Annotated in this window: 23 protein-coding genes and 1 other RNA gene; 14 read left to right on the plus strand and 10 right to left on the minus strand. The window is 63.2% G+C overall.

Annotated elements, in window-relative coordinates; translation table 11 throughout:
- Positions 1-5 precede the first annotated feature (5 nt).
- From AC1DYW_RS05060 to AC1DYW_RS05070, 3 genes are all read right to left on the minus strand, one after another.
- Entirely contained in the window at positions 6-1874 is a 1869-nt protein-coding gene (locus AC1DYW_RS05060; protein WP_477225311.1) for an extracellular solute-binding protein, read from the minus strand.
- On the minus strand, positions 1874-3751 hold the full coding sequence (locus tag AC1DYW_RS05065; RefSeq protein WP_477225312.1) for an extracellular solute-binding protein: 1878 nt from the start codon (positions 3749-3751) through the stop codon (positions 1874-1876). The genes AC1DYW_RS05060 and AC1DYW_RS05065 overlap by 1 nt, the downstream gene beginning before the upstream one ends.
- A gap of 164 nt (positions 3752-3915) precedes the next feature.
- On the minus strand, positions 3916-4623 hold the full coding sequence (locus AC1DYW_RS05070; protein ID WP_095082494.1) for a c-type cytochrome: 708 nt from the start codon (positions 4621-4623) through the stop codon (positions 3916-3918).
- Positions 4624-4816: 193 nt separating this feature from the next.
- Here AC1DYW_RS05070 and AC1DYW_RS05075 point away from each other — a divergent pair, with 193 nt between their 5' ends.
- Both AC1DYW_RS05075 and AC1DYW_RS05080 read left to right on the plus strand, forming a co-directional pair.
- Positions 4817-5545 carry a 3-deoxy-manno-octulosonate cytidylyltransferase gene (locus AC1DYW_RS05075; RefSeq protein ID WP_095082492.1) on the plus strand — a complete coding sequence of 243 codons (729 nt, stop codon included), beginning with the start codon at positions 4817-4819 and terminating at the stop codon, positions 5543-5545.
- A 43-nt stretch (positions 5546-5588) separates the two neighbouring features.
- Positions 5589-6452, plus strand: coding sequence for a prephenate dehydratase (locus tag AC1DYW_RS05080; protein ID WP_457153609.1), 864 nt, complete (start codon positions 5589-5591; stop codon positions 6450-6452).
- On the opposite strand, the gene AC1DYW_RS05085 is transcribed toward AC1DYW_RS05080, so the two are convergent.
- From AC1DYW_RS05085 to AC1DYW_RS05095, 3 genes are read right to left on the minus strand one after another with little or no spacing between them, the layout of a single operon-like run.
- Complete coding sequence (locus AC1DYW_RS05085; RefSeq protein WP_477225313.1) at positions 6449-6754, minus strand: Dabb family protein; 306 nt, start codon at positions 6752-6754, stop codon at positions 6449-6451. The two genes, AC1DYW_RS05080 and AC1DYW_RS05085, sit on opposite strands and share 4 nt — an antisense overlap.
- 38 nt (positions 6755-6792) lie before the next feature.
- The gene (gene nudC / locus AC1DYW_RS05090; RefSeq protein WP_477225314.1) at positions 6793-7737 is read right to left on the minus strand and encodes an NAD(+) diphosphatase; all 945 of its coding nucleotides are present in this window, start codon (positions 7735-7737) and stop codon (positions 6793-6795) included.
- 37 nt (positions 7738-7774) lie between these two features.
- Complete coding sequence (locus AC1DYW_RS05095; RefSeq protein WP_184877469.1) at positions 7775-8194, minus strand: HIT family protein; 420 nt, start codon at positions 8192-8194, stop codon at positions 7775-7777.
- A gap of 154 nt (positions 8195-8348) precedes the next feature.
- Between AC1DYW_RS05095 and ffs the strand changes: the two genes are divergently transcribed.
- From ffs to AC1DYW_RS05130, 7 genes are all read left to right on the plus strand, one after another.
- Positions 8349-8445: signal recognition particle sRNA small type (gene ffs / locus AC1DYW_RS05100), an RNA gene on the plus strand.
- A 105-nt stretch (positions 8446-8550) separates the two neighbouring features.
- Positions 8551-10353, plus strand: coding sequence for a DNA polymerase III subunit gamma/tau (locus tag AC1DYW_RS05105; protein WP_477225315.1), 1803 nt, complete (start codon positions 8551-8553; stop codon positions 10351-10353).
- A gap of 31 nt (positions 10354-10384) precedes the next feature.
- Positions 10385-10708, plus strand: coding sequence for a YbaB/EbfC family nucleoid-associated protein (locus AC1DYW_RS05110; protein WP_477225316.1), 324 nt, complete (start codon positions 10385-10387; stop codon positions 10706-10708).
- Positions 10709-10728: 20 nt separating this feature from the next.
- Positions 10729-11136, plus strand: coding sequence for a hypothetical protein (locus AC1DYW_RS05115; protein WP_477225317.1), 408 nt, complete (start codon positions 10729-10731; stop codon positions 11134-11136).
- A 131-nt stretch (positions 11137-11267) separates the two neighbouring features.
- The gene (locus tag AC1DYW_RS05120) at positions 11268-12194 is read left to right on the plus strand and encodes a cell wall hydrolase (RefSeq protein ID WP_477225318.1); all 927 of its coding nucleotides are present in this window, start codon (positions 11268-11270) and stop codon (positions 12192-12194) included.
- Positions 12195-12283: 89 nt separating this feature from the next.
- Complete coding sequence (recR, locus tag AC1DYW_RS05125; RefSeq protein ID WP_184877477.1) at positions 12284-12889, plus strand: recombination mediator RecR; 606 nt, start codon at positions 12284-12286, stop codon at positions 12887-12889.
- Positions 12890-13082: 193 nt separating this feature from the next.
- Complete coding sequence (locus AC1DYW_RS05130) at positions 13083-14360, plus strand: lytic murein transglycosylase (RefSeq protein WP_477225319.1); 1278 nt, start codon at positions 13083-13085, stop codon at positions 14358-14360.
- A 40-nt stretch (positions 14361-14400) separates the two neighbouring features.
- Here the strand turns inward: AC1DYW_RS05130 and AC1DYW_RS05135 are convergent, their stop codons facing one another.
- The gene (locus AC1DYW_RS05135) at positions 14401-14670 is read right to left on the minus strand and encodes a hypothetical protein (protein ID WP_477225590.1); all 270 of its coding nucleotides are present in this window, start codon (positions 14668-14670) and stop codon (positions 14401-14403) included.
- Between AC1DYW_RS05135 and AC1DYW_RS05140 the strand changes: the two genes are divergently transcribed.
- The 5 genes from AC1DYW_RS05140 to AC1DYW_RS05160 are packed head-to-tail and all read left to right on the plus strand — an operon-like array spanning position 14615 to position 19828.
- Positions 14615-16258, plus strand: coding sequence for an ABC transporter substrate-binding protein (locus AC1DYW_RS05140; protein ID WP_477225320.1), 1644 nt, complete (start codon positions 14615-14617; stop codon positions 16256-16258). The two genes, AC1DYW_RS05135 and AC1DYW_RS05140, sit on opposite strands and share 56 nt — an antisense overlap.
- Before the next feature lie 18 nt (positions 16259-16276).
- Positions 16277-17338 carry an ABC transporter permease gene (locus AC1DYW_RS05145; RefSeq protein ID WP_477225321.1) on the plus strand — a complete coding sequence of 354 codons (1062 nt, stop codon included), beginning with the start codon at positions 16277-16279 and terminating at the stop codon, positions 17336-17338.
- A complete protein-coding gene (gene nikC, locus AC1DYW_RS05150; RefSeq protein ID WP_477225322.1) occupies positions 17335-18255 on the plus strand; it encodes a nickel transporter permease in 921 nt (306 codons plus the stop codon). The genes AC1DYW_RS05145 and nikC overlap by 4 nt, the downstream gene beginning before the upstream one ends.
- Positions 18252-19085: an ABC transporter ATP-binding protein gene (locus AC1DYW_RS05155; protein ID WP_477225323.1), complete on the plus strand. Its 834-nt coding sequence runs from the start codon at positions 18252-18254 to the stop codon at positions 19083-19085. The genes nikC and AC1DYW_RS05155 overlap by 4 nt, the downstream gene beginning before the upstream one ends.
- A complete protein-coding gene (locus AC1DYW_RS05160; RefSeq protein ID WP_477225324.1) occupies positions 19082-19828 on the plus strand; it encodes an ABC transporter ATP-binding protein in 747 nt (248 codons plus the stop codon). Before AC1DYW_RS05155 ends, AC1DYW_RS05160 begins: the two co-directional genes overlap by 4 nt.
- Positions 19829-19860: 32 nt before the next feature.
- Here the strand turns inward: AC1DYW_RS05160 and AC1DYW_RS05165 are convergent, their stop codons facing one another.
- The 3 genes from AC1DYW_RS05165 to AC1DYW_RS05175 are packed head-to-tail and all read right to left on the minus strand — an operon-like array spanning position 19861 to position 25081.
- Positions 19861-22962 (minus strand): efflux RND transporter permease subunit, encoded by a 3102-nt coding sequence (locus AC1DYW_RS05165; RefSeq protein WP_477225325.1) that lies wholly within the window; start codon positions 22960-22962, stop codon positions 19861-19863.
- Complete coding sequence (locus AC1DYW_RS05170) at positions 22962-24038, minus strand: efflux RND transporter periplasmic adaptor subunit (protein ID WP_457151579.1); 1077 nt, start codon at positions 24036-24038, stop codon at positions 22962-22964. The genes AC1DYW_RS05165 and AC1DYW_RS05170 overlap by 1 nt, the downstream gene beginning before the upstream one ends.
- Positions 24035-25081 (minus strand): efflux RND transporter periplasmic adaptor subunit, encoded by a 1047-nt coding sequence (locus AC1DYW_RS05175; RefSeq protein ID WP_457151578.1) that lies wholly within the window; start codon positions 25079-25081, stop codon positions 24035-24037. The genes AC1DYW_RS05170 and AC1DYW_RS05175 overlap by 4 nt, the downstream gene beginning before the upstream one ends.
- Between the last annotated feature and the right edge of the window lie 308 nt (positions 25082-25389).

The raw sequence follows: 25389 nt of genomic DNA on the forward strand, positions 1-25389 counted from the left end.
ACATCTCAGCCTTTGCCAATTTTTGCCGCCTTGCCCTTATCGAACCACCACAGCGTCTCGACCGGAAAGCCGAAATCGGGCTTTTGCTCGACGAAGTCGAACATGTCCCAATAGGCGACGCGGTGATTCGCCAGATAGTATGTTGGAATCCAGTCTAGCCGTGCACGCAAGACCCGGTCGAGCGCCCTGAGTGCGGTGACGAGTTCGTTTCGGCTTCGCGCCTTGCCGGCAGCGACGATCAGCGCGTCGATGGCCTTGCTTTCCGTGCCCGGATAGTTGCGTTGCCCCGGCGTTTTCGCCATTCGGGAATCATAGAGCATCTCCAGGCCGTCGTTAGTCGGCGTCGCTCCGATCGACCAATGCAGCACGGTAAGATCGAAGTCGAAATCACTGTGCCGCTGTTCATACTGTGCCGAATCGACTTGCCGGATCGAGGCGTCGATCCCGATCGCCTTCATATTCTCGGACCATGGGGTGAAGATGCGAACGATGCCGTCATCCTCCGCCAGCATTTCAACCTGCAGGCGCTCACCCTTGTCGTTGACGACGAAACTGCCCGCACGTTTCCAGCCGGCTTGCGCAAGCAATCTCGAAGCCTCGCCCAGGAGCTTGCGGTCATGGCCCGAGCCGTCGGACAGAGGCTGCGTCACGGCTTCGCCAAAGACCTCTGGTGGCAACTCGGCCCGGAACGGCTCGAGCAGGGCCAATTCGCCAGGCGATGGCAGACCTTCGGCCTTATAATCCGACCGTTCGAAGTTCGATTGAGAGCGCTCGTAGGAGCCGTAAAACAGGGCCCGCTTCATCCATTCGAAATCGAAGCATCTGGCGATCGCCCGCCGTACCCGCTCGTCGCGAAATTGGGGACGACGTTGATTCAACGCCACGCCCTGCATGTCTGGCGTCTTCTCACCGGGAAATTCCCGTTTGACGATCTTGCCATCCTTCAGCGCCGGAAAGTCGTATCCGGTCGCCCATACCCGCGCGGTGAATTCCTCGCGAAAATGCGTGTCGCCTTTCTTGAAGGCTTCAAAAGCCGCCTGCCGATCAAGATAGAAGTCGATGCGGATGCGGTCGAAATTGTAGAGGCCACGGTTCACGGCTAGATCGCGACCCCAATAGTCGGCGACGCGGTCATATTCGACAGTCTGTCCGGCTACTACGCGCCCTATCTTGTAAGGCCCCGAGCCTAGCGGCGGTGTCATCGTCGAGGCATCGAAATGATTGGCCGTATAAAAGGCCTTGGACACGATCGGCATTGCCACGATCGCAAGGATGTTCTGCGGCGACTGTTCGCCGTTGAAGGTCAGGTCGAGAGTGGTGGGATCGACCGCGACCGCTTCCGTCATGTACCGCAGCGCCTTGGAAAGGTTTGGATGGCCTTGGTCTTTGTAAAGCTTCAACGCGAAGGCAACGTCTTCAGCGGTCAGCGGCGAACCGTCGTTGAAGCGGGCTTGCGGTCGTAGGCTGAAACGGAAGCCATTGCGGTCTTGCGACAAGGTGACGGACTCGGCAAGCAGGCCATAGACCGCATCCGGCTCATCGAGCGCGCTTGCCATCAGAGAATCGAAACAAAGCTCCGTTCGCGGCGGTGAATCTCCTTTCAACACCAGGGAATTCAATGTGTTGAAAGTCAGGAAGCTCTGATTCAAGGTGGCGTTCGGTGGCGCGAAATTCATCTGGCCGCCCTTGGGCGCGTCCGGATTGACATAGTCGAAATGCGGGAAGTCCGGCTTGTATTTGAGATCGCCGAAAGCCGACAGGCCGTGCAGTTTTACGCCAGTCGGGACGGTGGCGAAGGCTCGGCCGGGCAGCAGGGCGGCGGCGGTGGCGGCACCGCCCAATGCCAGGAAATCGCGGCGGGCAAGGACCGCCATCAATTGCCGCCCTTGTACTTGGCCGCCAGCGCCTTTTCCTTATCGAGGTCGATCCACCACGAATCGATGTCGGCGCCGACATAGGCGGGCTGCTTGTATGGAAAGCCGAACTTGTCCCAATAGGCCAGCCAGACGGCGGACCGGTGATATTGCGGTACGACGTAGAAGTTCCACAACAGGATACGGTCGAGCGCGTGGGTGGCGGCGACAAGGTCGTCGCGATCGGTGGCGAAGATGATGCGGTCGACCAGCGCGTCGATGATCGGATCCTTGATGCCCATCAGATTGCGCGACCCCGGCGCATCGGCGGCTTTCGAACTCCAGAAGTCGCGTTGCTCGTTGCCCGGCGAATCCGACTGCTGGAGAAGCCCCGTGACGACATCGAAATCGAAATTGTTGACGCGGTTGATGTACTGCGTCTGGTCGATGATGCGCAGCGTGGCGTCGACACCGATCTTGCGCAGATTGTCGATATAGGGGCTGGCGATCACCTGGTCGGTGTCGTTCCAGCCGAGAATTTCGAACTTGAACGGCGCTCCGGTCTTGGCATTGACCATCTTGCCGCCCTTGATCACCCAGCCGGCCTTGGCGAACAGATCAACCGCCTGTTTCAGGTACTTTCGTTCCGATTGCGGGGAATCGTAGACCGGCAGCTTGAATTCCTGGGTGAAGAGTTCGGGCGGCAGCTTGTCGCGATATTTTTCCAGGATTTCCAGCTCCTTGCCTTGCGGCAATCCGCTCGATGCCAGTTCGGTACCCTGGAAATAGCTCGATGTGCGGGTGTTGAAGCCGAAGAACAGCGTGCGGTTCATGCTCTCGAAATCGAACGGGATTGTCAGCGCTTCACGCACCAGCCGGTCCTGGAACAGCGGCCGCCGCTGGTTGAGGACGAAACCCTGCATCGCCTGTGGCGCCTGGGTCTGGAAGTCCTTCTTGACGACATCACCGGCTTTGAATGCAGGAAAATTGTAAGCCGTTGCCCATTTGCGCGAGCTGTATTCGCGGTTGATGTCTTCCAGCCCGCCCTTGGTGAAGGCCAGCCAGGCGGCGTTGTCGTCGAGTATATAGGTGTAGCGTCGCGTGTCGAAATTCTCGCGGCCGATCTTCACCGGCAGTTTGGCTGCCCAGTAGTCGGGCACGCGCTGCCAGATGATTTCCGAGCCGGGCTTGAAACTGGCGATCTTGTAGGCGGCCGAACCGAGCGGAATTTCCAGCGTCGGCTTGGTCACGTCGCGCTTCTTGCCGTTGGCATCGGTGCCTTCCCACCAGTGTTTCGGCAGCACGGCAAGATCGCCGATGATCTTCGGCAATTCCCGGTTGCCCTTCTGGTTGAAATGGAACTCGACCTCGCGGTCGGAGACGGCGACCGCATCGGTGACGTTTTCGAAATAGCGGCTGTATTGCGGGCTGTTCGCCTTCAGCACCTGGAACGACCAGATCACGTCGTCGACGGTGATCGGATGGCCGTCATGCCATTTGGCGCGCGGGTCGAGCCGGTAGGTCGCGGAGGAATAGTCGGCCGGATATTTGTAGGCTTCGGCGATCAGCGGATGGCTGGTGCTGCCTTCGTCGGTCGCCTGCTCCATCAGAGTGTCATAGAGCAGGCCCCCGCCGAATCCGACCAGTCCGGCGGCCGGCGATCCCTGGACGATATAGGGGTTGAAGCTGTCATAGGTGCCGGGCACCACCGAATTCAGCGTGCCTCCCTTGGGCGCGTTCGGGTTGACGTAGTCGTAGTGCTGGAAATTGTCGCCGTATTTGGACTCGCCGATCAGCGAGGAGGTGGTGCGCCATTCGTCGGCTTGTGTCGCTTGCAATCCTGCCGCCAGCAGGGCTGCCGCCAGCAACGATTTGAGAAGCGTTCGGCCCACCGTCATGCACTGTCCTCTTCGCGCTGCGTGTCCATCCCAGAAAGGCAATCTAGTTGATTTGCCGCTCGTGAAAACCGCAATGCGCGGCTTTGTCGCTGCATATGCGATCTTGCTAACAAAAAAGCCGGGCTGAACCCGGCTTTTTCAAGATCGTTGAGGTTACAATTTGTTTATTGGGCAGGCGCCGGTGCCGGAGCGGCTGGAGCCGGGGCGGCGGGGGCTGGCGCGGCCGGAGCCGCCGGCTTGGCGGGAGCAGCACCCTCGGCCGGCTTGGCCGGGGCGGCTGCTTCGGCAGGCTTGGCGGGTGCCGTTGCGTCGGCTGCGGCCCCTGGCGCCGGCAGCGGCTTGGGATTGTCGGACAGCGTGCGCAGATAGGCGATGACGTTGGCGCGGTCCTCGTCCTTGGGCAGGCCGGCAAAGCCCATGGCCGTGCCCTTCACGAATTTCTTCGGCGAGGTGATGAAGTGGTTGATGTTGTCATAGGTCCACTTCTCGGTGCCGCCCTTGGAGAATTCCTTCATGCCGGCCGAATAGGCAAAGCCTTCATGCTCGCCAACTGGACGGTCGATGAGATCCCACAGATCGGGGCCGACCTTGTTGGGGCCGCCCTTTTCACCGGAATGGCAGGCCTGGCACTTCTTGAACACGGCAGCGCCCGCTTCGACATTGGCGGTCGCCAGAAGGTCGGCAATCGGCTTGGCTTCGGCAGCCGGAGCGGCCGGGCCGCCTTCGGCGGGCTCGGTGGCTTCGATGGCGAAGCCGGGCTTTTCCGGCGCCGGCGAGGCAAACAGCGCATCGGACACAAGGCCAACCGAGAAGACCACGAAAACAGTTCCGAGCAATCCGGCGAGCAGCTTGTTGACTTCGTTGGAATCCATACGCCCCTTGCTCCCTTTTCCGGCGGACCGATCCGTCCACTCCGTCCGTCGGTATCGTGACCCACCCTGCTAAGGCGGTCAAATCGGGCGGAAACTAGGTCTTTTGCTCCGGCGTTGCAACACCTATAAGGGCGCTTCCAGTGAGACCTTTTGCCACTTTTCCCTTCCCCTTTTGAGACGCCGTGCAACGCGCATGTCCACGCTGATCCTGATCCCGGCCCGCATGGCCTCGACCCGCCTGCCGGGCAAGCCGCTGGCCGACATCGCCGGCGCGCCGATGATCGTCCATGTTGCCCGCCGCGCGGCCGAGGCCGGCCTCGGCCGGGTCGTGGTGGCGACCGACACGCAAAGCGTGGCGGAAGCGGTGCGCGCGCATGGTTTCGAGGCCGTGATGACGCGCATGGATCACGAATCCGGCTCCGATCGCATCCACGAGGCCTTGGTTGCGCTTGATCCCGAACGCAAGGTCGAAACGATCGTCAATGTGCAAGGCGATTTGCCGACAATCGATCCGGAAATCATCGCCGCGTCGCTCAGGCCGTTCGAGGACAGGGCGGTGGATATCGCCACGCTCGGCGTCGAGATCGTCCGCGACGAGGAAAAGACCAATCCCAACGTCGTCAAGATCGTCGGCTCGCCGCTCTCCGGCACCAGGCTGAGGGCGCTCTATTTCACCCGCGCCACCGCACCATGGGGCGAGGGCGCGCTGTACCACCATGTCGGCCTCTACGCCTATCGGCGCGCAGCACTCGAGCGCTTCGTGGCGCTGAAGCCGTCGCCGCTCGAACGGCGCGAACGGCTGGAACAGCTGCGGGCACTGGAAGCCGGTATGCGCATCGATGCCGAGATCGTGCGTTCATTGCCGCTTGGCGTCGACACGCCGCAAGACCTCGAACGCGCCAGAACCATCCTTTCACACTGAACCATCCCTTCGAACAGAGACACTTTGAACCGAGTACTTGGGCATGCCTGAAAAGACCAACAGAATATCCTTCCAGGGCGAGCCGGGCGCCAATTCCGACACCGCCAGCCGCAACGTCTATCCCTCGATGGATCCGTTGCCGTGCCCAACCTTCGAGGATGCGTTCAACGCGGTCGAGACGGGCAAGGCCGACCTCGCCATGATCCCGATCGAGAACACCATCGCCGGGCGCGTCGCCGACATCCACCATCTGTTGCCGGAATCAAGGCTGCACATCGTCGGCGAATATTTCCTGCCAATCCATTTCCAGCTGATGGTGCTGCCCGGCGTCAAACGCAACGAGATCAAGACCGTGCACAGCCACATCCACGCGCTTGGCCAGTGCCGCAAATACATCCGCAAGAATGGCTGGAAGCCGGTGGTCGCCGGCGATACGGCGGGTTCGGCGAAGCTGGTTTCGGAGGTCAAGGACCGCACCATGGCGTCGCTCGCCCCGGCGCTCGCGGCAGAGCTCTACGGGCTCGACATCATTGAGGAGAATGTCGAGGACACCGATTCCAACGTCACCCGCTTTGTCGTTCTGACCAAGAACAAGCAATGGGCCGAACGCCCGTCAGCCGACACCAAGATGATGACGACATTCATCTTCCGCGTCCGCAACGTGCCGGCCGCGCTCTACAAGGCAATGGGCGGTTTCGCCACCAACGGCATCAACATGACCAAGCTGGAGAGCTACCAGTTGGGGGCGTTCACCGCGACGCTGTTTTACGCCGACATTGAGGGCCATCCCGACGATCCGCTGGTCAAGCTGGCGCTGGACGAGCTTCGTTTCTTCTCCCGCGAAGTGCGGATCCTGGGCGTCTATCCGGCCAGTGAGTCACGCGAGCAGTGGAAGGTGGCTGACTAAATCACCGCACCCAGCGGCACGTAGTCGATCTCCATGAAGGTCTCGACTTCCGGGATCCAGCGGTCGCGCACGAAGGCGACGTGGTCGGGGTGGTCGTTGTATCTGTTGTAGGCGGCCTGGTCGGCGAACTCCATCGAGAAGCCGAAGCGGTAATCGTTCTTCGGGCTGACCTGCCGCAATTGCTCGAAATGCGCAACGCCCCTGATCGCCGAGAGGGCTTTCTTGGCGTCGACCAGGAACCTCTTCTCCTCCAGCGAATGCGGCGGGTGCTTCAGCGTGAAGACGACGGTGTGACGGATCATTTTCTGCTCCTGCAATGTCTTTCGGTATTTGGCTGCCATTATTCGCTGTCCACCCAGGCGCGGATGAGGTGATGCGCAATGGCGCCTTTCGGTGGCGTGACCAGATCACCCGGATGTTCCCTGGTCAGCATCAAGCGCACCTCGTCGCGGGCAAACCAGCGGCAGTCTTCAAGCTCGTTGAGGTCGGCCTGGATGTCGTCGTTGAGCGGCTCGCCGAAGCAGCCGATCATCAGCGAATAGGGAAACGGCCAGGGCTGGCTGGCGTGATAGACGACACGGCCGAGCCGGATCCCAGCCTCCTCCAGCGTTTCGCGGCGCACCGCCGCTTCGATCGTCTCGCCCGGCTCGATGAAGCCGGCAAGGGCCGAATACATGCCCGGTCCGAAATGCCGGCCGCGCCCGAGCAGGCATTTGTCCCGCGTCGCCGTCAGCATGATCGCCACCGGGTCGGTGCGCGGAAAATGCTCGGTGCCGCAATTTGGGCAATGCCGTTTGTAGCCGCCGGCCCGCATCTGTGATTCGGTGCCGCATTTGCTGCAGAAGCGATGGCTTGCATGCCAGGCGAGCAGGGCAGCGCCTTGCGCCATCGCGCCGGCGGCCGCCTCATCGATCAGCCCTTGCATGTAGACCGAGCGATAGTCGATCGCCTTGACGGTCTCGGGCAAGTGTTCGGCCTCGACGCCGGCTGGTACCGCCAAGATGGGTCCCAGGTCGGAAAAGCCGAGCAGGACGCCGTGGGCGAAAGAAACCTTGAACGGCTCGCTCTCGGCGGCGCGAAACCAGGGGTCGAGGCCGTCACCATCGCCGAGCTTCAGGTAGAGTCGGCCGCCATTCATCAGAAGCAGCCGCGTCGTCGGATCGGCCAGCGCCTTGTCGACGGAATCGTCGGCGCGGTTTTCGGATTGCCGGTCGATGATGTTGCCGGCAAAGCCGACGAACTGGCTCGGCTCGCGCAGCGGCGCGTCAAACAGGCGGAAGCTCATGCGGACTCTGATGCTTTGGGATGGACACGGGGAAGGCTTATAGCGCCGCCCTTATCGTTTGGGCAAACCGGCGCAGGTCGGAACGCTGATAGGGCTCGCGCAGGCCGTGTCCCCACACCGGGCCTGGCCAGCCGGGATCGCCCTCTGAACGCGCGACGACATGGATGTGCAGTTGGCGCACGATGTTGCCGAGCGCGCCGGTGTTGATCTTGGTGCAGCCGGTGGCCTTCTTCAGCGCCTGCGCCACCATATTGGTCTCGAAGGTCAGCATTGCCTGGTCGAGCGGCGTCATGTCGTGGATTTCTTCCGCGCCCGGCCGCTGCGGCACCAGCAGCAGCCATGGCCAGCGCCGGTCGTTCATCACCCGCAATTCGCACAGCCCAAGCCACATCAACTGTTCGCTGTCCGCCTCCAGCCGGGCATCCAGCGTGAATCCGGCCTTAAGGCCCGGCAGCATCGGCGTTTCCCTTGCTTTTCTTGGTTTCCTCAAACTCATAAACGCTAGAGCGGCTGCAACAGGGCTGCAAGCGAATCATTGATCCCCAGCGGTTCGTGATGCCGATTCGCCTGCGCACTTGCATTTCATCGCCGAATTGCCGATATGGACAGCGGGAGGTTGGTGGTGGACGATCCACTCGCCAACCGGGTCAGGTCCGGAAGGAAGCAGCCCTAACGAGCCCGGAACGGGTCATTGTTCCAGCCTCCCACCTCATCGGCTCCTCTCGCGACATTGACGACGCATTGCTGCGCGGGCGAGACTATGCGCAGAAATAGGCCGCCTTCGGGCGTGGCCCTTTGGAGCTTTACGGGCGAATGAGCGAAGCCGGAAATTCGGGAACGGACAAGGCCGCTGCCTATCGGGTGCTGGCGCGCAAGTACCGTCCTTCGAACTTCTCCGAGCTGGTCGGCCAGGAGCCGATGGTGCGCACCCTCACCAACGCCTTTGCCACCGGCCGCATTGCCCAGGCCTGGATGCTGACGGGCGTGCGCGGTGTCGGCAAGACCACGACGGCGCGCATACTGGCGCGGGCCCTGAACTATAAAACTCCGACCGTCGACCAGCCTTCGGTTGACCTTGCCGTGCTGGGCGAGCATTGCCAGGCGATCATGGAAGGCCGCCATGTCGACGTCATCGAGATGGATGCCGCTTCGCACACCGGCATCGACGACATCAGGGATATCATCGAGCGCGTGCGCTATGCGCCGGTCTCGGCCCGCTACAAGGTCTACATCATCGACGAAGTGCACATGCTTTCCACGCAGGCCTTCAACGGCCTGCTGAAGACGCTGGAAGAGCCGCCGCCGCACGTCAAATTCATCTTCGCCACCACCGAAATCCGCAAGGTTCCGATCACCGTCCTGTCGCGCTGCCAGCGCTTCGACCTCAGGCGCATCGATGCCGGCGCGCTGGTCGCGCACCTCTCCTCGATCTCAGTCAAGGAAGGCATTTCGGTCGACGACGAAGCGCTGGCAATGATAGCCCGCGCCGCCGAAGGGTCTGCCCGTGATTCGCTCTCCATCCTTGACCAGGCGATCGCCCATGGCGCGGGCTCCGTCAGCGCCGACGCGGTGCGGGCGATGCTGGGGCTGGCCGACCGTGCCCGCATCGTCGACCTGTTCGAACATGTGATGAAGGGCGATGTGGCCGCCGCTCTCGGGGAATTCCGCGCACAGTACGACACCGGCGCCGATCCGGCTGCCGTGCTGACCGATCTTGCCGAGTTCAACCATCTCGTCACCCGGCTGCGTTTCGTGCCGTCGGCAGTCGACGACGCTGCGCTGTCGCAGGACGAGCGGCAACGCGGCGCGGATTTCGCCAGGACACTGTCGGTCAGGGTGCTGTCGCGGACATGGCAGATGCTGCTCAAGGGCATCCCCGAGGTGCAGTCCTCCAACCGGCCGGTGAGCGCCGCCGAGATGGTGCTGATCCGGCTGGCCCACGCCGCCGACCTGCCGACGCTGGACGAGGCGTTGAGATCGCTTGAGGGCGCAGCGCCGGTTCCAAATGGCGTGTCGCGCCCCAACGGCGCGCCCACGGGTTCCGGCAATGGTGGCGGCGCCAGCGCGGTTGCACAGACCCGCATGCCATCCGGGCCAGGCGGCGCGCAGACCATGCGGTTGGTCGAGGCCACGCCCGCGCCAGCCGCTTTCGTCGCGCCCCCGCAACCGGTGCTGGAGACGCCGCAGGTTCCGTTGAAATCGCTGGCCGACATCATTGCCCTTGCCGACGCGCAGCGTGACATCGCTTTCAAGGTGCTGGTCAAGAGCTGTATCCGTCTTGTGCGCATCGAGCCCGGCCGCATCGATGTCGGTCTGACCGCTGATGCGCCCAAGATGCTGCTCAACGACCTGACGACGAAACTGCGCGCCTGGACCGGCCGCAGCTGGCTGGTCTCGCTGTCGAAGGAAGAGGGCGGCCAGACGCTCGCCGAAATGGAATCGACCAAGCGCGAGACCGCCTTCCTCGATGCCAAGAGCGATCCTACCGTCGCTGCCATTCTGGCGCGGTTCCCCGGCGCCAAGATCATCGACGTGCGCATTCCCGACTCGCCGGAAACCGATACGACCGAGGCCGAAGTGCCGGTCGAGCCGCCAGCGGACGACGACGAAACCTGACCACAGCCATGAATCCGCAAAGGACGCGACCATGAAAGATCTTCTGGGCCTGATGGGCAAGGCGAAGGAAATGCAGGCCAAGTTCCAGGCCATGCAGGACGAGATCGCCACGCTGGAAGCGTCCGGCCAGGCCGGCGGCGGCCTGGTCAACGTGACGCTGACCGGAAAATTCGAGATGAAGTCGCTGAAGATCGATCGCTCCCTGTTCAAGGAGGATGATGTCGAGATCCTGGAGGACCTGGTGCTCGCCGCCCACAACGACGCCAAGACCAAGGTCGAGCAGATCATGCAGGAAAAGACCAAGGCGCTGACCGCCGGCCTGCCGATCCCGCCAGGAATGAAACTGCCCTTCTAACGTTCGGTGGCGGTACGCCCATGATCGAAGAGCCCTCCGAAAGACTGATCGAGCAGCGTGTTCGCAGCAGGATCTACGAGATCCTGGAAATCCTGGCCGATTGCGACGCCGGCGTCGATCTTGTCGGCATCAGGGGCTACTTCGACCTGTTCGAGGATTACGTGCATCGCCCGTCTATCGAGGCGGGCACGTCGGCACTGTCGAAGGACGAGCGTGTGGTCGTGCTCGAGATCGCCGAATTCCTGGAGGCGGCCTGCGAGACAAATCCAGACTTCACCAAGGCCGAATTCATCGAAAGCGACTGGCCGGGAAAGATCGCGCCGACGGCCAGGGAGGCACTGGCGCTGTTCCTCAGGCGCGGCCTGTTTTCGGAGAAAGTCGAAGAGGTCGAACCTGGTCAGCCGGTCTCGATGGCTGCGGCGCGTTGACAGAATAAAGCCATGCAACTGTGCCAGTTTGGCAACAGTGCCTCGCTAATAACGTTTTAGCCATCATTTTGCCTGAAAGTGTCTCATTCTTGCCGCAGCCTGGGGGCGGGCATCGAAGTGAGGGTTACCTTTTGATTTCCATGCGATGGAAGACGCCGCTGTTGCTCGGCGCCGTCATTTCACCCTTGTTTTTGGCTGCCTGCAGCCAGACCACCTCGCACGGCATGTCCGTCGCCAGCCTGACCGACGCCATCACCCCGAGTTTCCTGAGTTCCCGATCTTACAGTCACACGCCAAAGGACAGGGAATGCCTGGAACGGGCGATGTTCTTCGAGTCCAACCGGTCGAGCCGCGACGGCATGATCGCGGTCGGCACGGTGGTCATGAACCGGCTGCGCTCCGGCAACCACGGCAGCACCATCTGCGAGGTGGTGGGCGAGCCCGGGCAGTTCGCGCCCGGCGTCATGACCCGGCCGATGAATTCGCGGGCGATGCCCGATGTCGAGGAAGCCGCCGACGCCGTGCTCAAGGGTGAGCGCAAGGGCAAGCTGAAGAACACGATGTATTTCCACACCGCCGGGCTGCGTTTCCCTTACAAGAACATGCATTACACCATGGTTGCCGGCGGCAATGCCTTCTACGAGAAGCGTGGCCGCAATTGGCAGCCGCTGCCGGATGAGCCGCAGGTCGCCATCGCCTCGGCGGCGCCCGTGAAGCCGGCAGCACCAGTGACGCTTGTCGCTTCCGCCGAGCCGGTGCGTCCGGCCAAGCCGGCAACCGTCCGATCCGCGCCTGCCCAGCAGACCTATGTGACCGCCGCGGCGGTTCCGACCGCGAAACCCCTGCGCACCTCGGCCGAGCCGACGGTGGTGGCGATGCAAGAACCGATGGAGGAACCGGATGCCGCCCGTTTTGGCGGAACTCTGGCCAAGCCGGTCATTTCCTCGGTTGCGAACGCGCCGCAAGAGGCGTCGATGGGATTCCAGTCGACACCGGAGAACACTGACGCCATCGGCGCGATGATCGCCAGCCAGAGCCGCCCGCTCGAGGTCAACTGATCCGTACTCCATGGCCCGCCAGGACAATATGGCGGGTCATGCAGACGCGGGATGTTCCAAAGCGCACTGAAAAATCCTAGATCAGAGCGATGTCCAAGCGAATCGCCGGTCCGGAGATCGAACGCCTGATCCAGCTCCTGGCCAAGGTGCCGGGGCTGGGGCCCCGTTCGGCCAGGCGTGCGGCACTGCATCTGATCAAGAAGAAGGAGCAGCTGTTGTCGCCGCTCGCCGCAGCCATGGCCGAGGCTGCCGACAAGGTGCGCATCTGCTCGACCTGCGGCAATGTCGATACGTCGGACCCATGCATGATCTGCACCGATCCGCGCCGTGACGCCGGCACCATCATCGTCGTCGAGGACGTTTCCGACCTATGGGCGCTGGAGCGGGCGGCAGCGATGAATGTGCGCTACCACGTGCTCGGCGGCACGCTGTCGCCGCTCGACGGTATCGGCCCCGACCAGCTCAACATCCGCTCGCTGATCGACCGCGTCGCCGGCGGCGAGGTCAAGGAGATCATCCTCGCCGTCAACGCGACGGTCGAGGGCCAGACCACCGCGCACTACCTCACAGATCAGCTGTCCGGCTTCGACATCAAGGTGACACGCCTTGCGCATGGCGTACCGGTCGGCGGCGAGCTCGACTATCTCGACGAGGGCACGCTGGCTGCCGCACTTCGCTCGCGGACGGCGTTTTGACGCAATTGGCGGAGAAGGATCTGTGATGGGCGGTTTTCTCCAAGCGATTGCACTCCGTCCCACCCCCCTCTGTCCTGCCGGACATCTCCCCCGCAAGGGGGGAGATCGGATGTCACGTTTGCTTTCGCCAATCTGCGACGTTGCAAGGTTGGCGATGCGGTCGCAACTGCCAATCTCCCCCCTTGCGGGGGAGATGTCCGGCAGGACAGAGGGGGGTGGGAAGGACCGCAGCCTCTATGAACGACTCGTCACGATTTTCCTCGCAATCCTTATGGCGTTGGGCGCTTCATCCCCCGCCTCCGCTGCAAAAATCGACGACCAATTCCGCGCCTGGCTGCAGAACGACCTGTGGCCGGAAGCGAAGGCGAAAGGCATTTCCAAAAAAACCTTCGACGCCGCTTTCGATGGCATCAAGCCCAATCTGAAGCTGCCCGACCTGGTCAAGCCGGGCGAAAAGGCGACCACGCCGCAGAAACAGCATCAGGCCGAATTCGGCTCACCCGGCGCCTATTTCGCCGAGAAGACCATTGGTGCGGTGACGGCCGGCGGTCGGGCGCGCGAAGCGACCAATGCCCGCACGCTGGCCGCCATCGAAAAGCGCTATGGCGTGCCGGGCGAAGTGCCGCTGGCGATCTGGGGCCGTGAAACCGGCTTCGGCGCGGCGAAAATGCCCTACGATGCCTTCGAGGTGCTGGGCACCAAGGCGTTCATGTCGACCAAGAAGGATTTCTTTCGCACAGAGCTTTTGGCCGCACTGGAAATCGTCGAGCGCGGCCTGGCCCCGGTCGGCGCAATGAAGTCATCCTGGGCCGGCGCGCTCGGCCAGCCGCAATTCATGCCGACTTCGTTCCTGAAGCATGCCGTCGATTTCGACGGCGATGGCCGTGTCGACATCTGGAGCTCGACGCCGGACGTGCTGGCCTCGATCGCCAACTACCTCGTCCACTATGGCTGGGTGAGAGGGCGAGGCTGGGGTTTTGAGGTGACCGTCCCGGAGACGGTCTCCTGTTCGCTGGAAGGTCCGGACCAGGGCAAGACAATTTCGCAATGGGCCGACATGGGCATCAAGCGCGTTGGCGGCAAGCCGTTTCCGGCGAGCGAGCTGAAAGCCGAAGGCTTCCTGCTGATGCCGGCTGGGCGCAGCGGGCCGGCCTTCATCGCCACACCCAATTTCTACGTGCTGAAGGAATACAACACCAGCGACCTCTACGCGCTGTTCATCGGCCACGGCGCCGATCGCATCGCCCATGGCGACGCCAATTTTGCCGGCAGCTGGGGCGCGGTCGGCGGGCTCTATCGGTCGGACATCGCCGCCTTGCAGCGGGCGCTGGAGGCCAAGGGCTATGACGTCGGCAGCGCCGACGGGCTGCCCGGCTTCAAGACCCGCCGGTCGATCGGCAAGTGGCAGGCCAAGAATGGCCGCGCCGCTACCTGTTTTCCCGATGCCGATCTGGTCGCGGCGCTGAAGTAGCTCCGATATTTAGCAGATTTTTCCCGATTGTCGGCATCAATTAGCCGGCGCGTGCATCGACTCGCCCCAGCCCATTCTGGTCCAATACGCTGTCTTGCAAATGCTCGTTGCGGGCCAGAATGCCGCCGGATATGGTGTTGACCAATTGGACAAAAACCACGACGGTAAGTGGGCAGAGGGCCATTGTCGGCCCCGAAAAGAATACTGCAATCCTGAGCCGGGAACTCAGGTCAACAAAACAGGGAACAATCACAATGATGATGGAAAAGTTTGCTCTACGCTCGCGCATCCTGCTCGCGGGTGCCGCCATGTCCGCGCTGCTCCTGGCCGGCGCGCCAGCGGGCGCGGTCACCCCCGCCGACACCCTGGTCGAAGGTTTCGCGATCGACGACATCATCTCCATGGATCCGGGCGAGGCGTTCGAGTTGTCGACCGCCGAGGTCACCGGCAACACCTATGATCTGCTCGTCCGTCTCGACCTCAGCGACACCTCGAAGGTCAAGGGCGACCTCGCCGAAAGCTGGACCGTTTCCGACGACGGCCTGACCTACACGTTCAAGCTCAAGCCCGGCCTGAAATTCGCGTCGGGCAATCCGATCACCGCGGCCGATGTCGCCTATTCCTTCGAGCGCGCCGTAAAGCTGGACAAGAGCCCGGCCTTCATCATCGACCAGTTCGGCATCAGTGGCGACAACGTCACCGAGAAGGCCAAGGCGGTCGACGACACCACCTTCCAGTTCGTAGTCGACAAGGCCTATGCACCGAGCTTCGTCTTGAACTGCCTGTCGGCAACCGTTGCTTCGGTGGTCGATGCCAAGCTGGTCAAGGAACATGTCGCCGCGGTCACGCCGAGTGCCGACTACAAATGGGACAATGATTTCGGCAATGCCTGGCTGAAAACCGGCTACGCCGGCTCCGGCGTCTTCAAGCTGCGCGAATGGCGCGCCAACGAAGCCGTCGTCATGGAGCGCAACGACAATTACTTCGGCGAAAAGGCCAAGCTTGCCCGCGTCATCTACCGCAACATGAAGGAAAGCTCGGCCCAGCGGCTGGCGCTCGAAGCCGGCGACATCGACGTTGCCCGCAACCTCGAGCCCAACGACCTCGACGCCATCGCCAAGAAGGCCGATTTGACCACCACCAGTGCGCCGAAGGGCACGGTCTATTACATCAGCCTCAACCAGAAGAATCCGAACCTCGCCAAACCCGAGGTGCGACAGGCGTTCAAGTATCTTGTCGACTATGATGCTTTGGGCTCGACCATCCTCAAGGGCATCGGCGAGATCCACCAGACCTTCCTGCCGAAGGGCGTGCTGGGTGAACTCGATGAGAATCCGTTCAAGCTCGATGTTGCCAAGGCCAAGGAATTGCTGGCCAAGGCCGGTCTGGCCGACGGCTTCAGCGTAACCATGGATGTACGCACTGGTCAGCCGACCACCGGCATGGCGGAATCGATCCAGCAGACGCTCGGCCAGGCCGGCATCAAGCTGGAGATCATTCCCGGCGACGGCAAGCAGACGCTGACCAAATACCGCGCCCGCAACCACGACATCTATATCGGCCAGTGGGGCCAGGATTATTTCGATCCGAACTCCAACGCCCAGACCTTTGCCTCGAACCCGGACAATTCGGATGCAGGCAAGACCAAGACGCTCGCCTGGCGCAACGCCTGGGACATTCCGGACCTGACCAAGCAGACGGAAGCGGCCCTGCTTGAGAAGGACGCGGGCAAGCGCGCGGCGATGTACCAGGATCTCGAGAAGAAGATCCTCGACACCAGCCCCTTCGTCGTTATCCATCAGCAGCTGGAAGTGGCCGGCCTGCGCAAGAACCTCAAGGGCTTCGCACTCGGCCCGAGCTTCGACAGCAACTTCGTCGGGCCGGTTTCCAAGGAATAACGCCGACGGACGCGCCGCATGAGCGCGATTGAAAACGAGGGCGGGCGCCGCAGCGCCCGCGCCGTCGCCCTTGCATCATCGCTCGGCCGTTTCCTGGTCATCGCGATCACGACCTATCTTGGTCTGCTCGCGGTGACCTTCTTCATCGGCCGTGTCATCCCGATCGACCCGGTGCTGGCGGTGCTCGGCGATCGGGCGCCGGCCAATGTCGTCGAGCGCACGCGCCGCGAGATGGGCCTCGACCTGCCGCTGGTCGAGCAGTTCTACATCTATGTGAAAAGTGCGGTGCATGGTGATTTCGGCACCTCGGTGCTGACCACCAATCCGGTCATGACCGACATTCGCCGCGCCCTTCCGGCAACGACGGAACTGGCGACATTGGGAACGCTGATCGGTGCATTGTTCGGCGTGCCGCTTGGCGTGCTGGCCGCGGTCAGGCGTGGCAGTCTCATCGACCAGATCGTGCGCATTATCGGCCTGATCGGTTATTCCGTGCCGATCTTCTGGCTTGGGCTGCTGGCGCTCGTGCTGTTCTACGCCAAGCTGCAATGGGTCGCCTTCCCGGCCCGGCTCGACGTCGTCTACGAATACACCTTCACGCCGATCACCGGCTTCTATCTCCTGGATTCCCTGTGGCAGGGGCAGTGGGATGTTTTCTATGACGCCTTTCGCCACATCATCCTGCCGGCCTCGCTGCTCGGCTACTTCTCGCTCGCCTATATCAGCCGCATGACACGCTCGTTCATGCTCAACGAGCTCGCCCAGGAATACATCGTCGCGGCGCGCGCCAAGGGCCTGTCGGAAACCCGCATCATCTGGGGCCATGCGCTGCGCAACGCGGCGGTGCCGATGGTGACGGTGATTGCGCTCTCTTATGCCGGGCTGCTCGAAGGCTCGGTGCTGACCGAGACCGTGTTCTCGTGGCCGGGCATCGGCCTCTACATCACCAACTCGCTGCAGAACGCCGACATGAATGCAGTGCTCGGCGGCACCATCGTCATCGGCTCGGTCTTCATCGGCATCAACCTGCTCTCCGACCTGCTCTATCGCGTGCTCGATCCGAGGACGAAGTCCGCATGAGCGCCGACGCCATCCAGACCCGTCGCGACTGGCTGCTCAGCGAGCGCCCGGCGTCGCGCATGCAGGCAAGGCTCGGCCGCGCCTATGTGGCGTGGCGGCGCTTTTCCGCCAACCGGCTGGCATTTCTCGGCCTGCTCATCATCATTGCCTTGCTGGTCGTTGCCGCCACTGCCGGCGTGCTGGCGCCCTATTCGCCGACATTCGGCGACCTCAAGGGCTCGCGCCTGCTGCCGCCGAGCGCCGAGCACTGGTTCGGGACCGACGATCTCGGCCGCGATATCCTCTCGCGCATTCTCTACGGCTCGCGCTGGACGCTCTACGTGGTCATCCTGGTCGCCATCATCGCCGCACCCATCGGCCTCTTGGTCGGCACCATCGCCGGCTATGCCGGCGGCTGGACCGATGCGATCCTGATGCGCATCACCGACATCTTCCTCGCTTTCCCCAAGCTGATTCTGGCGTTGGCCTTTGTCGCGGCCCTGGGCCCCGGCATCGAGAATGCGGTGCTCGCCATCGCCATCACCTCCTGGCCGCCCTACGCTCGAATTGCCCGCGCGGAAACGCTGACCGTGCGCAATTCCGATTACATCAAGGCGGTGCAATTGATGGGCGCCTCGCCCTTCCGCATCGTGCTGCGCCACATCATGCCGCTCTGCATCTCCTCGCTGATCATCCGGGTGACGCTCGATATGGCCGGCATCATCCTGACCGCCGCCGGTCTCGGCTTCCTTGGCCTCGGCGCGCAGCCGCCGCTGCCCGAATGGGGCACCATGATCGCGTCGGGCCGCCGCTTCGTGCTCGACCAGTGGTGGGTGGCCGGTGCGCCGGGCTTTGCCATCCTGATCGTCAGCCTTGGCTTCAACCTGCTTGGCGATGGCCTTCGCGACGCGCTCGATCCGCGCAGTGGTGACCAATGAGCACGCTTCTCGACGTCGAGGACCTGCGCGTCACCTTCCCGACCCGCACCGGGCTGGTCGAGGCGGTGCGTGGCGTCACCTTCTCGCTTGGCCGCGAACGGCTCGGCATTGTCGGCGAGTCCGGCTCCGGCAAGTCGCAGACCGGCCGCGCCATCATGGGGCTCACGCCGCCGCAGGCCCGGATATCGGCGAACAAGCTTGCCTTCGACGGCATCGACCTGCTCAGCGTCTCGCCACGCGAACGCCGCGCGTTGCGCGGAAAACGCATCGCCATGATCCTACAGGATCCGAAATATTCGCTCGATCCGGTGATGAGCATCGGCCGCCAGATCGTCGAGACGCTGCGCACCCATGAAAAGGTCGGCAAGGCCGAGGCGCGCGACCGCGCCCTGGCGATGCTGGAAGCGGTGCAGATCCGCGACCCGGCCCGCGTCTTCGACCTGCATCCGCATGAAGTGTCCGGCGGCATGGGCCAGCGCGCCATGATCGCCATGATGCTGATCGCCGGACCGGAAATGATGATCGCCGACGAGCCGACCTCAGCGCTCGACGTCACCGTGCAGCTCGATGTGCTCGGCATCCTCGACCGGCTGGTCAGCGAGCGCGGCATGGGGCTGATCTTTATCTCGCACGATTTGCGCCTGGTTTCGTCCTTCTGCGACCGTGTCATCGTCATGTATGCCGGCAAGGTGGTCGAACAGCTCAAGGCGTCCGAACTCGGCCGCGCCGAGCATCCCTATACGCGCGGCCTGCTCAACTGCATGCCCAAGATCGGCGCTGACCGTCACCCGCTGCCGGTGCTCGACCGCAAGCCGGAGTGGGCGGCATGACAGCAGCGATTGCCGTCGACCGGCTGGGAGTGATCTTCGACCGCTTTCACGCGCTGAAAGGCGTCAGCCTCGACGTGCAGCCGGGCGAATCCTTCGGCCTGGTCGGAGAATCGGGCTCCGGCAAATCGACGCTGCTGCGAGCCATCGCCGGCCTAGCGCCGGTTGCGTCGGGGAGCATCGCCGTCAACGGCAAGAAACTTGGTACTCGCCGCGACAAGGCCTTTTACCGCGAAGTGCAGATGGTCTTCCAGGATCCGTACGGGTCGCTGCACCCGCGCCAAACCGTCGATCGCCTGCTGCAGGAACCGCTCGCCATCCATGGTTTTGCCGACGGCGAAAAGCGCATCCAACGAGCGCTCGACGAGGTTGGCCTCGGTAATGGTTTTCGCTTCCGCTACTCGCATCAATTGTCGGGCGGCCAGCGTCAGCGCGTGGCGATCGCGCGTGCGCTCATCCTCGAACCGTCGATCCTGCTGCTCGACGAGCCGACCTCGGCACTCGATGCCTCGGTACAGGCGGAAGTGCTCAACCTTTTGGAAGAGGTCCGCCGGCGGCGCAAGCTGACCTTCCTGATGGTCAGCCACGACCTCGCCATCATCACCCATATGTGCCGGCGGCTGATGGTGATGCAAAGTGGCGAGGCGGTGGAGAATCTGAGCGCGGACGACCTTGTCGAGCGGCGTGTGACGAAGGATTATACGCGCAATCTGCTTAGGGCGAGCGAAGGGTTCGTGAGGGTGTAGTTTCTATCGCGGCGCGACTCGAAATTTCCTTCTCAGGCTGCCCCGCCTTCCGGCACCGCGTCCCCGTGCGCGTCCTCGCTCCCCAATCCCCGCTTCGGCTCCTTGATCCTGAACCACGCCACGTAGAGCGCCGGCAGGAACAACAGCGTGATCGCGGTGCCGGCGATGATGCCGCCCATCATGGCATAGGCCATCGGTCCCCAGAACACCTCACGTGCAATCGGAATCAGAGCGAGACTCGCGGCCGCTGCCGTCAGGGCAATCGGCCGCATGCGATGCTCCGTCGCCTCGATCACCGCCGCCCAGCGGTCCTTGCCTTCAATGACAAGATCCTCGATCTGCACGATCAGGATGACCGAGTTGCGGATCAGGATGCCGATCAGCGCCAGCACGCCGAGGATGGCGACGAAGCCGAGCGGCGCGCCGCTCGGCACCAGTGCGGCCACCACGCCGATCAGGCCGAGCGGGGCGACAGCAACGACCAAGAACAGGCGCTGGAAGCTCTGCAGCTGCACCATCAGGATGGTCGCCATGACGAACAGCATCAGCGGCACGACCGCGGCGATCGGTCCCTGACTTTTAGCGCTTTCCTCGACCGAGCCTGCGGTCTCGACCGAATAGCCCGGCGGCAGCTTGGCGATAAAGGTATCGACGGCTGGCCTCAGTTCGTTGACCACGGTCGCCGGCAGCGTGTCGCCGACCAATCCGGCGCGCACGGTGATCGTCGGAATGCGGTTACGCCGCCACACCGTCGGCTGCTCCAGCTCGTAGCGGAAGTTGGCCACCGCCGCGAGCGGGATCGCCTCGCCGGTGCCGGTCGGCAACTGCATGTTCTGCAACGTGCTGATCGAGCCGCGTTCGGCATCGCGTGAGCGCGCCACGACGTTGATCAGATAGGTGGCGTCGCGCACCTGCGTGATGGTGTCGCCGCCGACCGTGCTGTTCAGTGCGCTGGCGATATCGGAGGAGGTGATGCCGAGCTGGCGCGCCTTGTCCTGCAGCACGTCGACCCTCAGCACACGCTGGGGCTCGTTCCAGTCGAAGGTTGGCGCGGCAAGCTTCGGATTGGTCGAGATGAGGCCGGCGAATTGCTGCGCCAAGCCGCGCACCGTCTGGATGTCGGGACCGCCGACGCGGTACTGCACCGGGCGGCCGACCGGCGGCCCCAGTTCGAGCGGCTTGACGAAGGCATCGGTGCCGACGAACTCCTCGCGCAGCAGCTTCTCCAGTTGCGGCTTCAGCCGGTTGCGCGCCTCGATGCTCTTGGTGACGATGACGGTCTGGCCGAAGTACGGATTGGCCGGTTGCACGTCGAAGGCGAGCAGGAAGCGCACCGCGCCCTGGCCGATATAGGAGCTGAAATGATCGATGTCGGGGTTGCCGGCCAGCGCGCGCCCTTCGAAACGCTCGATCTGGTCCCGGGTCTCTGTGATCGACGAGTTTTGCGGCAGGTTCCAGTCGACGATCAGCTCCGGCCGGTCGGAAGGCGGAAAGAACTGCTGCTGGACTAGGCCGAAGCCGGCTATCGAGCCGGCAAACAACAGCACCGTGGCGATGATGGTCAGCCAGTGATACCGCACAGAGCCGATAAGCACGCGCCGGAACAGTGACGTGAAGCGACCCGGCTGGTCGTGGTGCTTCGTCTTCATCGTCGCCGGAAGAATTGTGACGCCGAGTAGAGGTGCAAACAGCACGGCTACGATCCATGATACCAGAAGCGATACCGCGATGACGACGAACAGGGTGAAGGTGTATTCGCCGGCGGCGCTGTTGTTGAGGCCGATCGGGATAAAGCCGGCGACCGTCACCAGCGTACCGGTCAGCATTGGGAAGGCAGTCGATGTGTAGACGTAAGTCGCCGCTTTGCGCAGATTGTCGCCGACCTCAAGCCGCGCCACCATCATTTCGACCGCGATCATCGCGTCGTCGACCAGGAGACCGAGCGCGATGATCAGCGCCCCCAGCGAGATGCGCTGCAGCGAGATGCCGAGATAGGCCATGACCGTGAAGGTGATGGCCAGCACCAGCGGGATCGACAGCGCCACGACGAAGCCGGCGCGCATGCCGAGGCTGATGAAGGACACCGCCAGCACGATGGCGACCGCCTCGAACAGCGCGCGCGTGAAGCCCGAGACGGCCTCCTCGACGATGACCGGCTGGTCCGCGACCAGATGCACACCGACGCCGACAGGCAGGTCGGCCAGCACCCTGTTCATCTCCGTGTGCAGCGCCTCGCCGAACTGCAGCAGATTGGCGTTGGGCTTCATGCCGATGGCGAGCGCGATAGCGTCCTGGCCATTGAAGCGGAACAGCGCCGTCGGCGGATCGACATAGCCGCGCGTGATCGTCGCCACATCGCTGAGCCGGAAGAAGCGGTCGTTGACGCGCAGATTGATGGCACGCAGACTTTCTTCGGACGTGAACTGGCCACCGACGCGCACGCTGATGCGCTCCGGTCCGGACTCGATGACACCGGACGGCGTGATCGCGTTCTGCGCTTGCAGGCTGGCAATGATCGCTTGCTGGTTGAGGCCAAGGGCGGCGATCTGGCGGGTCGAGAATTCGAGATAGATCGCCTCGTCCTGCGCGCCGACGAGATCGACCTTGCCGGCATTCGGCACGGTCAGGATTTTGGTGCGGACGTCCTCGACATAGTCGCGCAGCTGGCGCGGCGTCAGCCCGTCCGACGTGAAGGCGTAGATGTTTCCGAAGACATCGCCAAAGCGGTCGTTGAAGAACGGCCCCTGCACGCCTTGCGGAAACTGCGTCCGGATGTCGTTGACCATGTTGCGGACCTGAATCCAGTTCGGCACGACATCGCGCGCCTTGGTGGTGTCCTTCAGGTTGACGAAGATGACGGTCTGGCCGGCGGTGGTGACGGATCTGGTGAAATCGAGGCTGTCGAGCTCCTCGAGCTTCTTCTCTATGCGGTCGGTCACCTGCTGCCCGGTCTCCTTGACCGACGCGCCGGGCCAGTTGGCCTGGATGATCATCGTCTTGATGGTGAAGTTGGGATCTTCCTCACGACCGAGATTGAGGTAGGAGAAGATGCCGGCCACCACGAACACCAGCATGAAGTACCAGACCATGGAGCGGTGGCTGAGCGCCCAGTCGGAGAGATTGAAGCCCTTCATCAGACGCCGCCCTCTGGCACTCTGACCTTCTGGCCTTCGCTCAGGCTGTGGACGCCGGCTGTGACGACGCGCATACCGGCTTCCAGCCCTTCGGCGACGGTGAAGGTAGCGGCGCCCTTTGCGGCGACCTTGATTTCTTTGGCGTTAACGCTCGATGTCTGCGCATCGACGATCCAGACCTTGTCGACGCCGTCGCCTTCAAACAGTGCTGACATGGGCAATTCTATCGTCGGCGTAACCTTGGTTACGCGGGTCGCCGTCACTGTCGAGCCGAGTCGGAAGGCTCGCGGCGGATCGGTGAGCGTCAGCCGCACGCGCCGCGTGCGGGTCGAGCCTTCGGCCTGCGGCGCGATCTCGCGCAGCTTGGCCTCGGTCTGGATCGTCGGCTGCGATTGCAGGATGACCTGGAATGGCGTGCCGGCCGTGAGGTCACCGATCAACTGGTCGGGAATGTCGACCACCGCCTCGCGCAGGTCCGAGCGCGCCACCGTGACGACCGTCTGGCCAGGCGAGACCGTCTGGCCGACCTCGGCGCCGGTGGCGGTGACAACGCCGTCGAAATCCGAGAACAGCCGCGCGTAGCCAAGCTGCTCCTGCGATTTGGCAAGTGAGGCCTTGGCCCGTTCGACGCCGGCCTCCGCCGCTTTCCTCGCCTGCTCCGCCGCATCGAAGGCCGCCTGCGTGGTGTTGGCGGCGGCAAGCAGCTGGCGCTGGCGTTCCTCGCTGCCTGCGGCGTTGGCGAACTGCGCCTCGGTATTGGAGAGTTCCGCCTTGGCGGCCTGGACGGCCAGCTCCAGTGCGGTCGGGTCGAGCGCGGCGATCGTCGTGCCCTTGCTGACGATGTCGCCGACATTGACGTCGCGCGACACAACCCGGCCAAGCAGGCGGAAGGCGAGGTCGGCACTGACCTGCGGCTCGACCGAGCCGGCAAAGCCGAAGGTCTGGGTGGTGCGCGGCTCGATGACTATCGACAGCACCGGCCGGATGATCTCGGGCGGCTTTTCCTCGGACTTCGAGCAGGACACGAGCGTGCCAAGTGCAAACAGGCCAAGCATGAGGTGCGGCAGCCTTCTCATTGGCCCGCTCCCGATATCTCGACCGTTTGCCCGGGACTGAGCAACTGCCCGCCTGCCGTAACGACACTTTGGCCTGCGTTCAGCCCGCTGGCGATGACGACCGTGCCCGATTCGAATGCCAGCACCTCGACCGGCGCCGTCACAACCGCCTTGGTCGAGGGGTCGACGATCCAGACAGCCGGTTTGCCGGCAGTGGAGGTCAGCGCCTGCCAGGGCAACAGGATAGCCTTCGTCGGACTGGCGCTGACCGAGCCGATGACAGCCGCGCCCAGTGGCATACCGGCGGGCGTGTCGGGAATGGCGACCTTGACCCGGATCGAGCCCGAAGCCGGATCCACCGCTGGCGAGACTTCGCGCACCTTGCCCACGGCCTTCACCTGCGGGTCGGACAACAGCGTGATCGTCACCGTCGGCGATGGCGGTGTTTTGGCAACCAATGTTTCCTGGACATTGAACACCGCGTCGCGATCGCCGTCCTCGGCGACGGTGAAGACGGTCTGCGCCGCCTGCACCACCTGTCCGGTTTCGACCTGGCGGGCGGTGATGACGCCGGCGGCACCCGCCTTGAGCTCGGTGTAGGACAGGTTCTGCTGGGCGTTGGTGAGTGCGCTCCGTGCGGCATCGACACTACCTTGCGCCACCTTCAGCGCCTGATCGGCGGCGTCATAGTCGCGCCTGGTCGTAAAACCCTGGGCAAGCAGCGTCTTCTGCCGCTCGAAGGCGGCGGCGGACTGGGTCAGCTGTGCCTGCGCGGCGTCAAGATCGGCCTGTGCCGAGCGCAAATCGGATTCCTGCTCCTGCGGATCGATGCGGGCGAGCACAGCACCTTGATCGACATGCTGGCCGACATCGACCAGCCGCTCGGCGACGCGGCCACCCACCCGGAACGACAGATTGTTCAGCGTGCGCGCCGCGATCACGCCGGTCAGCGAGGTCCTTGGCGAAAAGTCTGCGATCGCAACTGTCTCGGTGCGCACCATCACCGGCAGCCTGTGTTCGGCTGCCTCCTGCTTCTGGCAGCCGGCCAGCAGCAGGCTCGCCATCGCGCAGGCAAGGATTGAGGTGTTTCGGTACGGCAAAGGGCTTGGGAGCAATGGTTGCAAGGCGGACGATTTCGCGTTCCTGCTCATGGCTTCCCCTGCCTGCGTAGGACGCTCCCTCCGCGGAGCCTCGCGGGCCGTCCAAAGATAATCGATCCCGATGAAAAGGGAACCTCTCTCGTACGCGCATCGGTCGACTGGTCAAGGCGGCGCCCGGCGGCAGGCCCAATCGCCTGTCGACGGTGCCGACTTGAGGAAAACGTGAAATAAGGTCAGAAGACGTGTCAGCGACATCAAACAAGAACGGGCGC

The sequence above is a fragment of the Mesorhizobium sp. P2_D5 genome, from assembly GCF_056404355.1.

What these genes read in the sequence shown, in the direction of transcription:
- AC1DYW_RS05065 (WP_477225312.1), bottom strand. Translation starts at nt 3,751, where the DNA reads ATGACGGTGGGCCGAACGCTTCTCAAATCGTTGCTGGCGGCAGCCCTG.
- AC1DYW_RS05140 (WP_477225320.1), top strand. Translation starts at nt 14,615, where the DNA reads ATGATGATGGAAAAGTTTGCTCTACGCTCGCGCATCCTGCTCGCGGGT.
- AC1DYW_RS05165 (WP_477225325.1), bottom strand. Translation starts at nt 22,962, where the DNA reads ATGAAGGGCTTCAATCTCTCCGACTGGGCGCTCAGCCACCGCTCCATG.
- recR (WP_184877477.1), top strand. Translation starts at nt 12,284, where the DNA reads ATGTCCAAGCGAATCGCCGGTCCGGAGATCGAACGCCTGATCCAGCTC.
- AC1DYW_RS05160 (WP_477225324.1), top strand. Translation starts at nt 19,082, where the DNA reads ATGACAGCAGCGATTGCCGTCGACCGGCTGGGAGTGATCTTCGACCGC.
- AC1DYW_RS05070 (WP_095082494.1), bottom strand. Translation starts at nt 4,623, where the DNA reads ATGGATTCCAACGAAGTCAACAAGCTGCTCGCCGGATTGCTCGGAACT.
- nikC (WP_477225322.1), top strand. Translation starts at nt 17,335, where the DNA reads ATGAGCGCCGACGCCATCCAGACCCGTCGCGACTGGCTGCTCAGCGAG.
- AC1DYW_RS05060 (WP_477225311.1), bottom strand. Translation starts at nt 1,874, where the DNA reads ATGGCGGTCCTTGCCCGCCGCGATTTCCTGGCATTGGGCGGTGCCGCC.
- AC1DYW_RS05145 (WP_477225321.1), top strand. Translation starts at nt 16,277, where the DNA reads ATGAGCGCGATTGAAAACGAGGGCGGGCGCCGCAGCGCCCGCGCCGTC.
- AC1DYW_RS05085 (WP_477225313.1), bottom strand. Translation starts at nt 6,754, where the DNA reads ATGATCCGTCACACCGTCGTCTTCACGCTGAAGCACCCGCCGCATTCG.
- AC1DYW_RS05135 (WP_477225590.1), bottom strand. Translation starts at nt 14,670, where the DNA reads ATGGCGGCACCCGCGAGCAGGATGCGCGAGCGTAGAGCAAACTTTTCC.
- AC1DYW_RS05130 (WP_477225319.1), top strand. Translation starts at nt 13,083, where the DNA reads ATGTCCGGCAGGACAGAGGGGGGTGGGAAGGACCGCAGCCTCTATGAA.
- AC1DYW_RS05095 (WP_184877469.1), bottom strand. Translation starts at nt 8,194, where the DNA reads ATGCTGCCGGGCCTTAAGGCCGGATTCACGCTGGATGCCCGGCTGGAG.
- AC1DYW_RS05075 (WP_095082492.1), top strand. Translation starts at nt 4,817, where the DNA reads ATGTCCACGCTGATCCTGATCCCGGCCCGCATGGCCTCGACCCGCCTG.
- AC1DYW_RS05105 (WP_477225315.1), top strand. Translation starts at nt 8,551, where the DNA reads ATGAGCGAAGCCGGAAATTCGGGAACGGACAAGGCCGCTGCCTATCGG.
- AC1DYW_RS05155 (WP_477225323.1), top strand. Translation starts at nt 18,252, where the DNA reads ATGAGCACGCTTCTCGACGTCGAGGACCTGCGCGTCACCTTCCCGACC.
- AC1DYW_RS05110 (WP_477225316.1), top strand. Translation starts at nt 10,385, where the DNA reads ATGAAAGATCTTCTGGGCCTGATGGGCAAGGCGAAGGAAATGCAGGCC.
- nudC (WP_477225314.1), bottom strand. Translation starts at nt 7,737, where the DNA reads ATGAGCTTCCGCCTGTTTGACGCGCCGCTGCGCGAGCCGAGCCAGTTC.
- AC1DYW_RS05115 (WP_477225317.1), top strand. Translation starts at nt 10,729, where the DNA reads ATGATCGAAGAGCCCTCCGAAAGACTGATCGAGCAGCGTGTTCGCAGC.
- AC1DYW_RS05175 (WP_457151578.1), bottom strand. Translation starts at nt 25,081, where the DNA reads ATGGCGAGCCTGCTGCTGGCCGGCTGCCAGAAGCAGGAGGCAGCCGAA.
- AC1DYW_RS05080 (WP_457153609.1), top strand. Translation starts at nt 5,589, where the DNA reads ATGCCTGAAAAGACCAACAGAATATCCTTCCAGGGCGAGCCGGGCGCC.
- AC1DYW_RS05170 (WP_457151579.1), bottom strand. Translation starts at nt 24,038, where the DNA reads ATGAGAAGGCTGCCGCACCTCATGCTTGGCCTGTTTGCACTTGGCACG.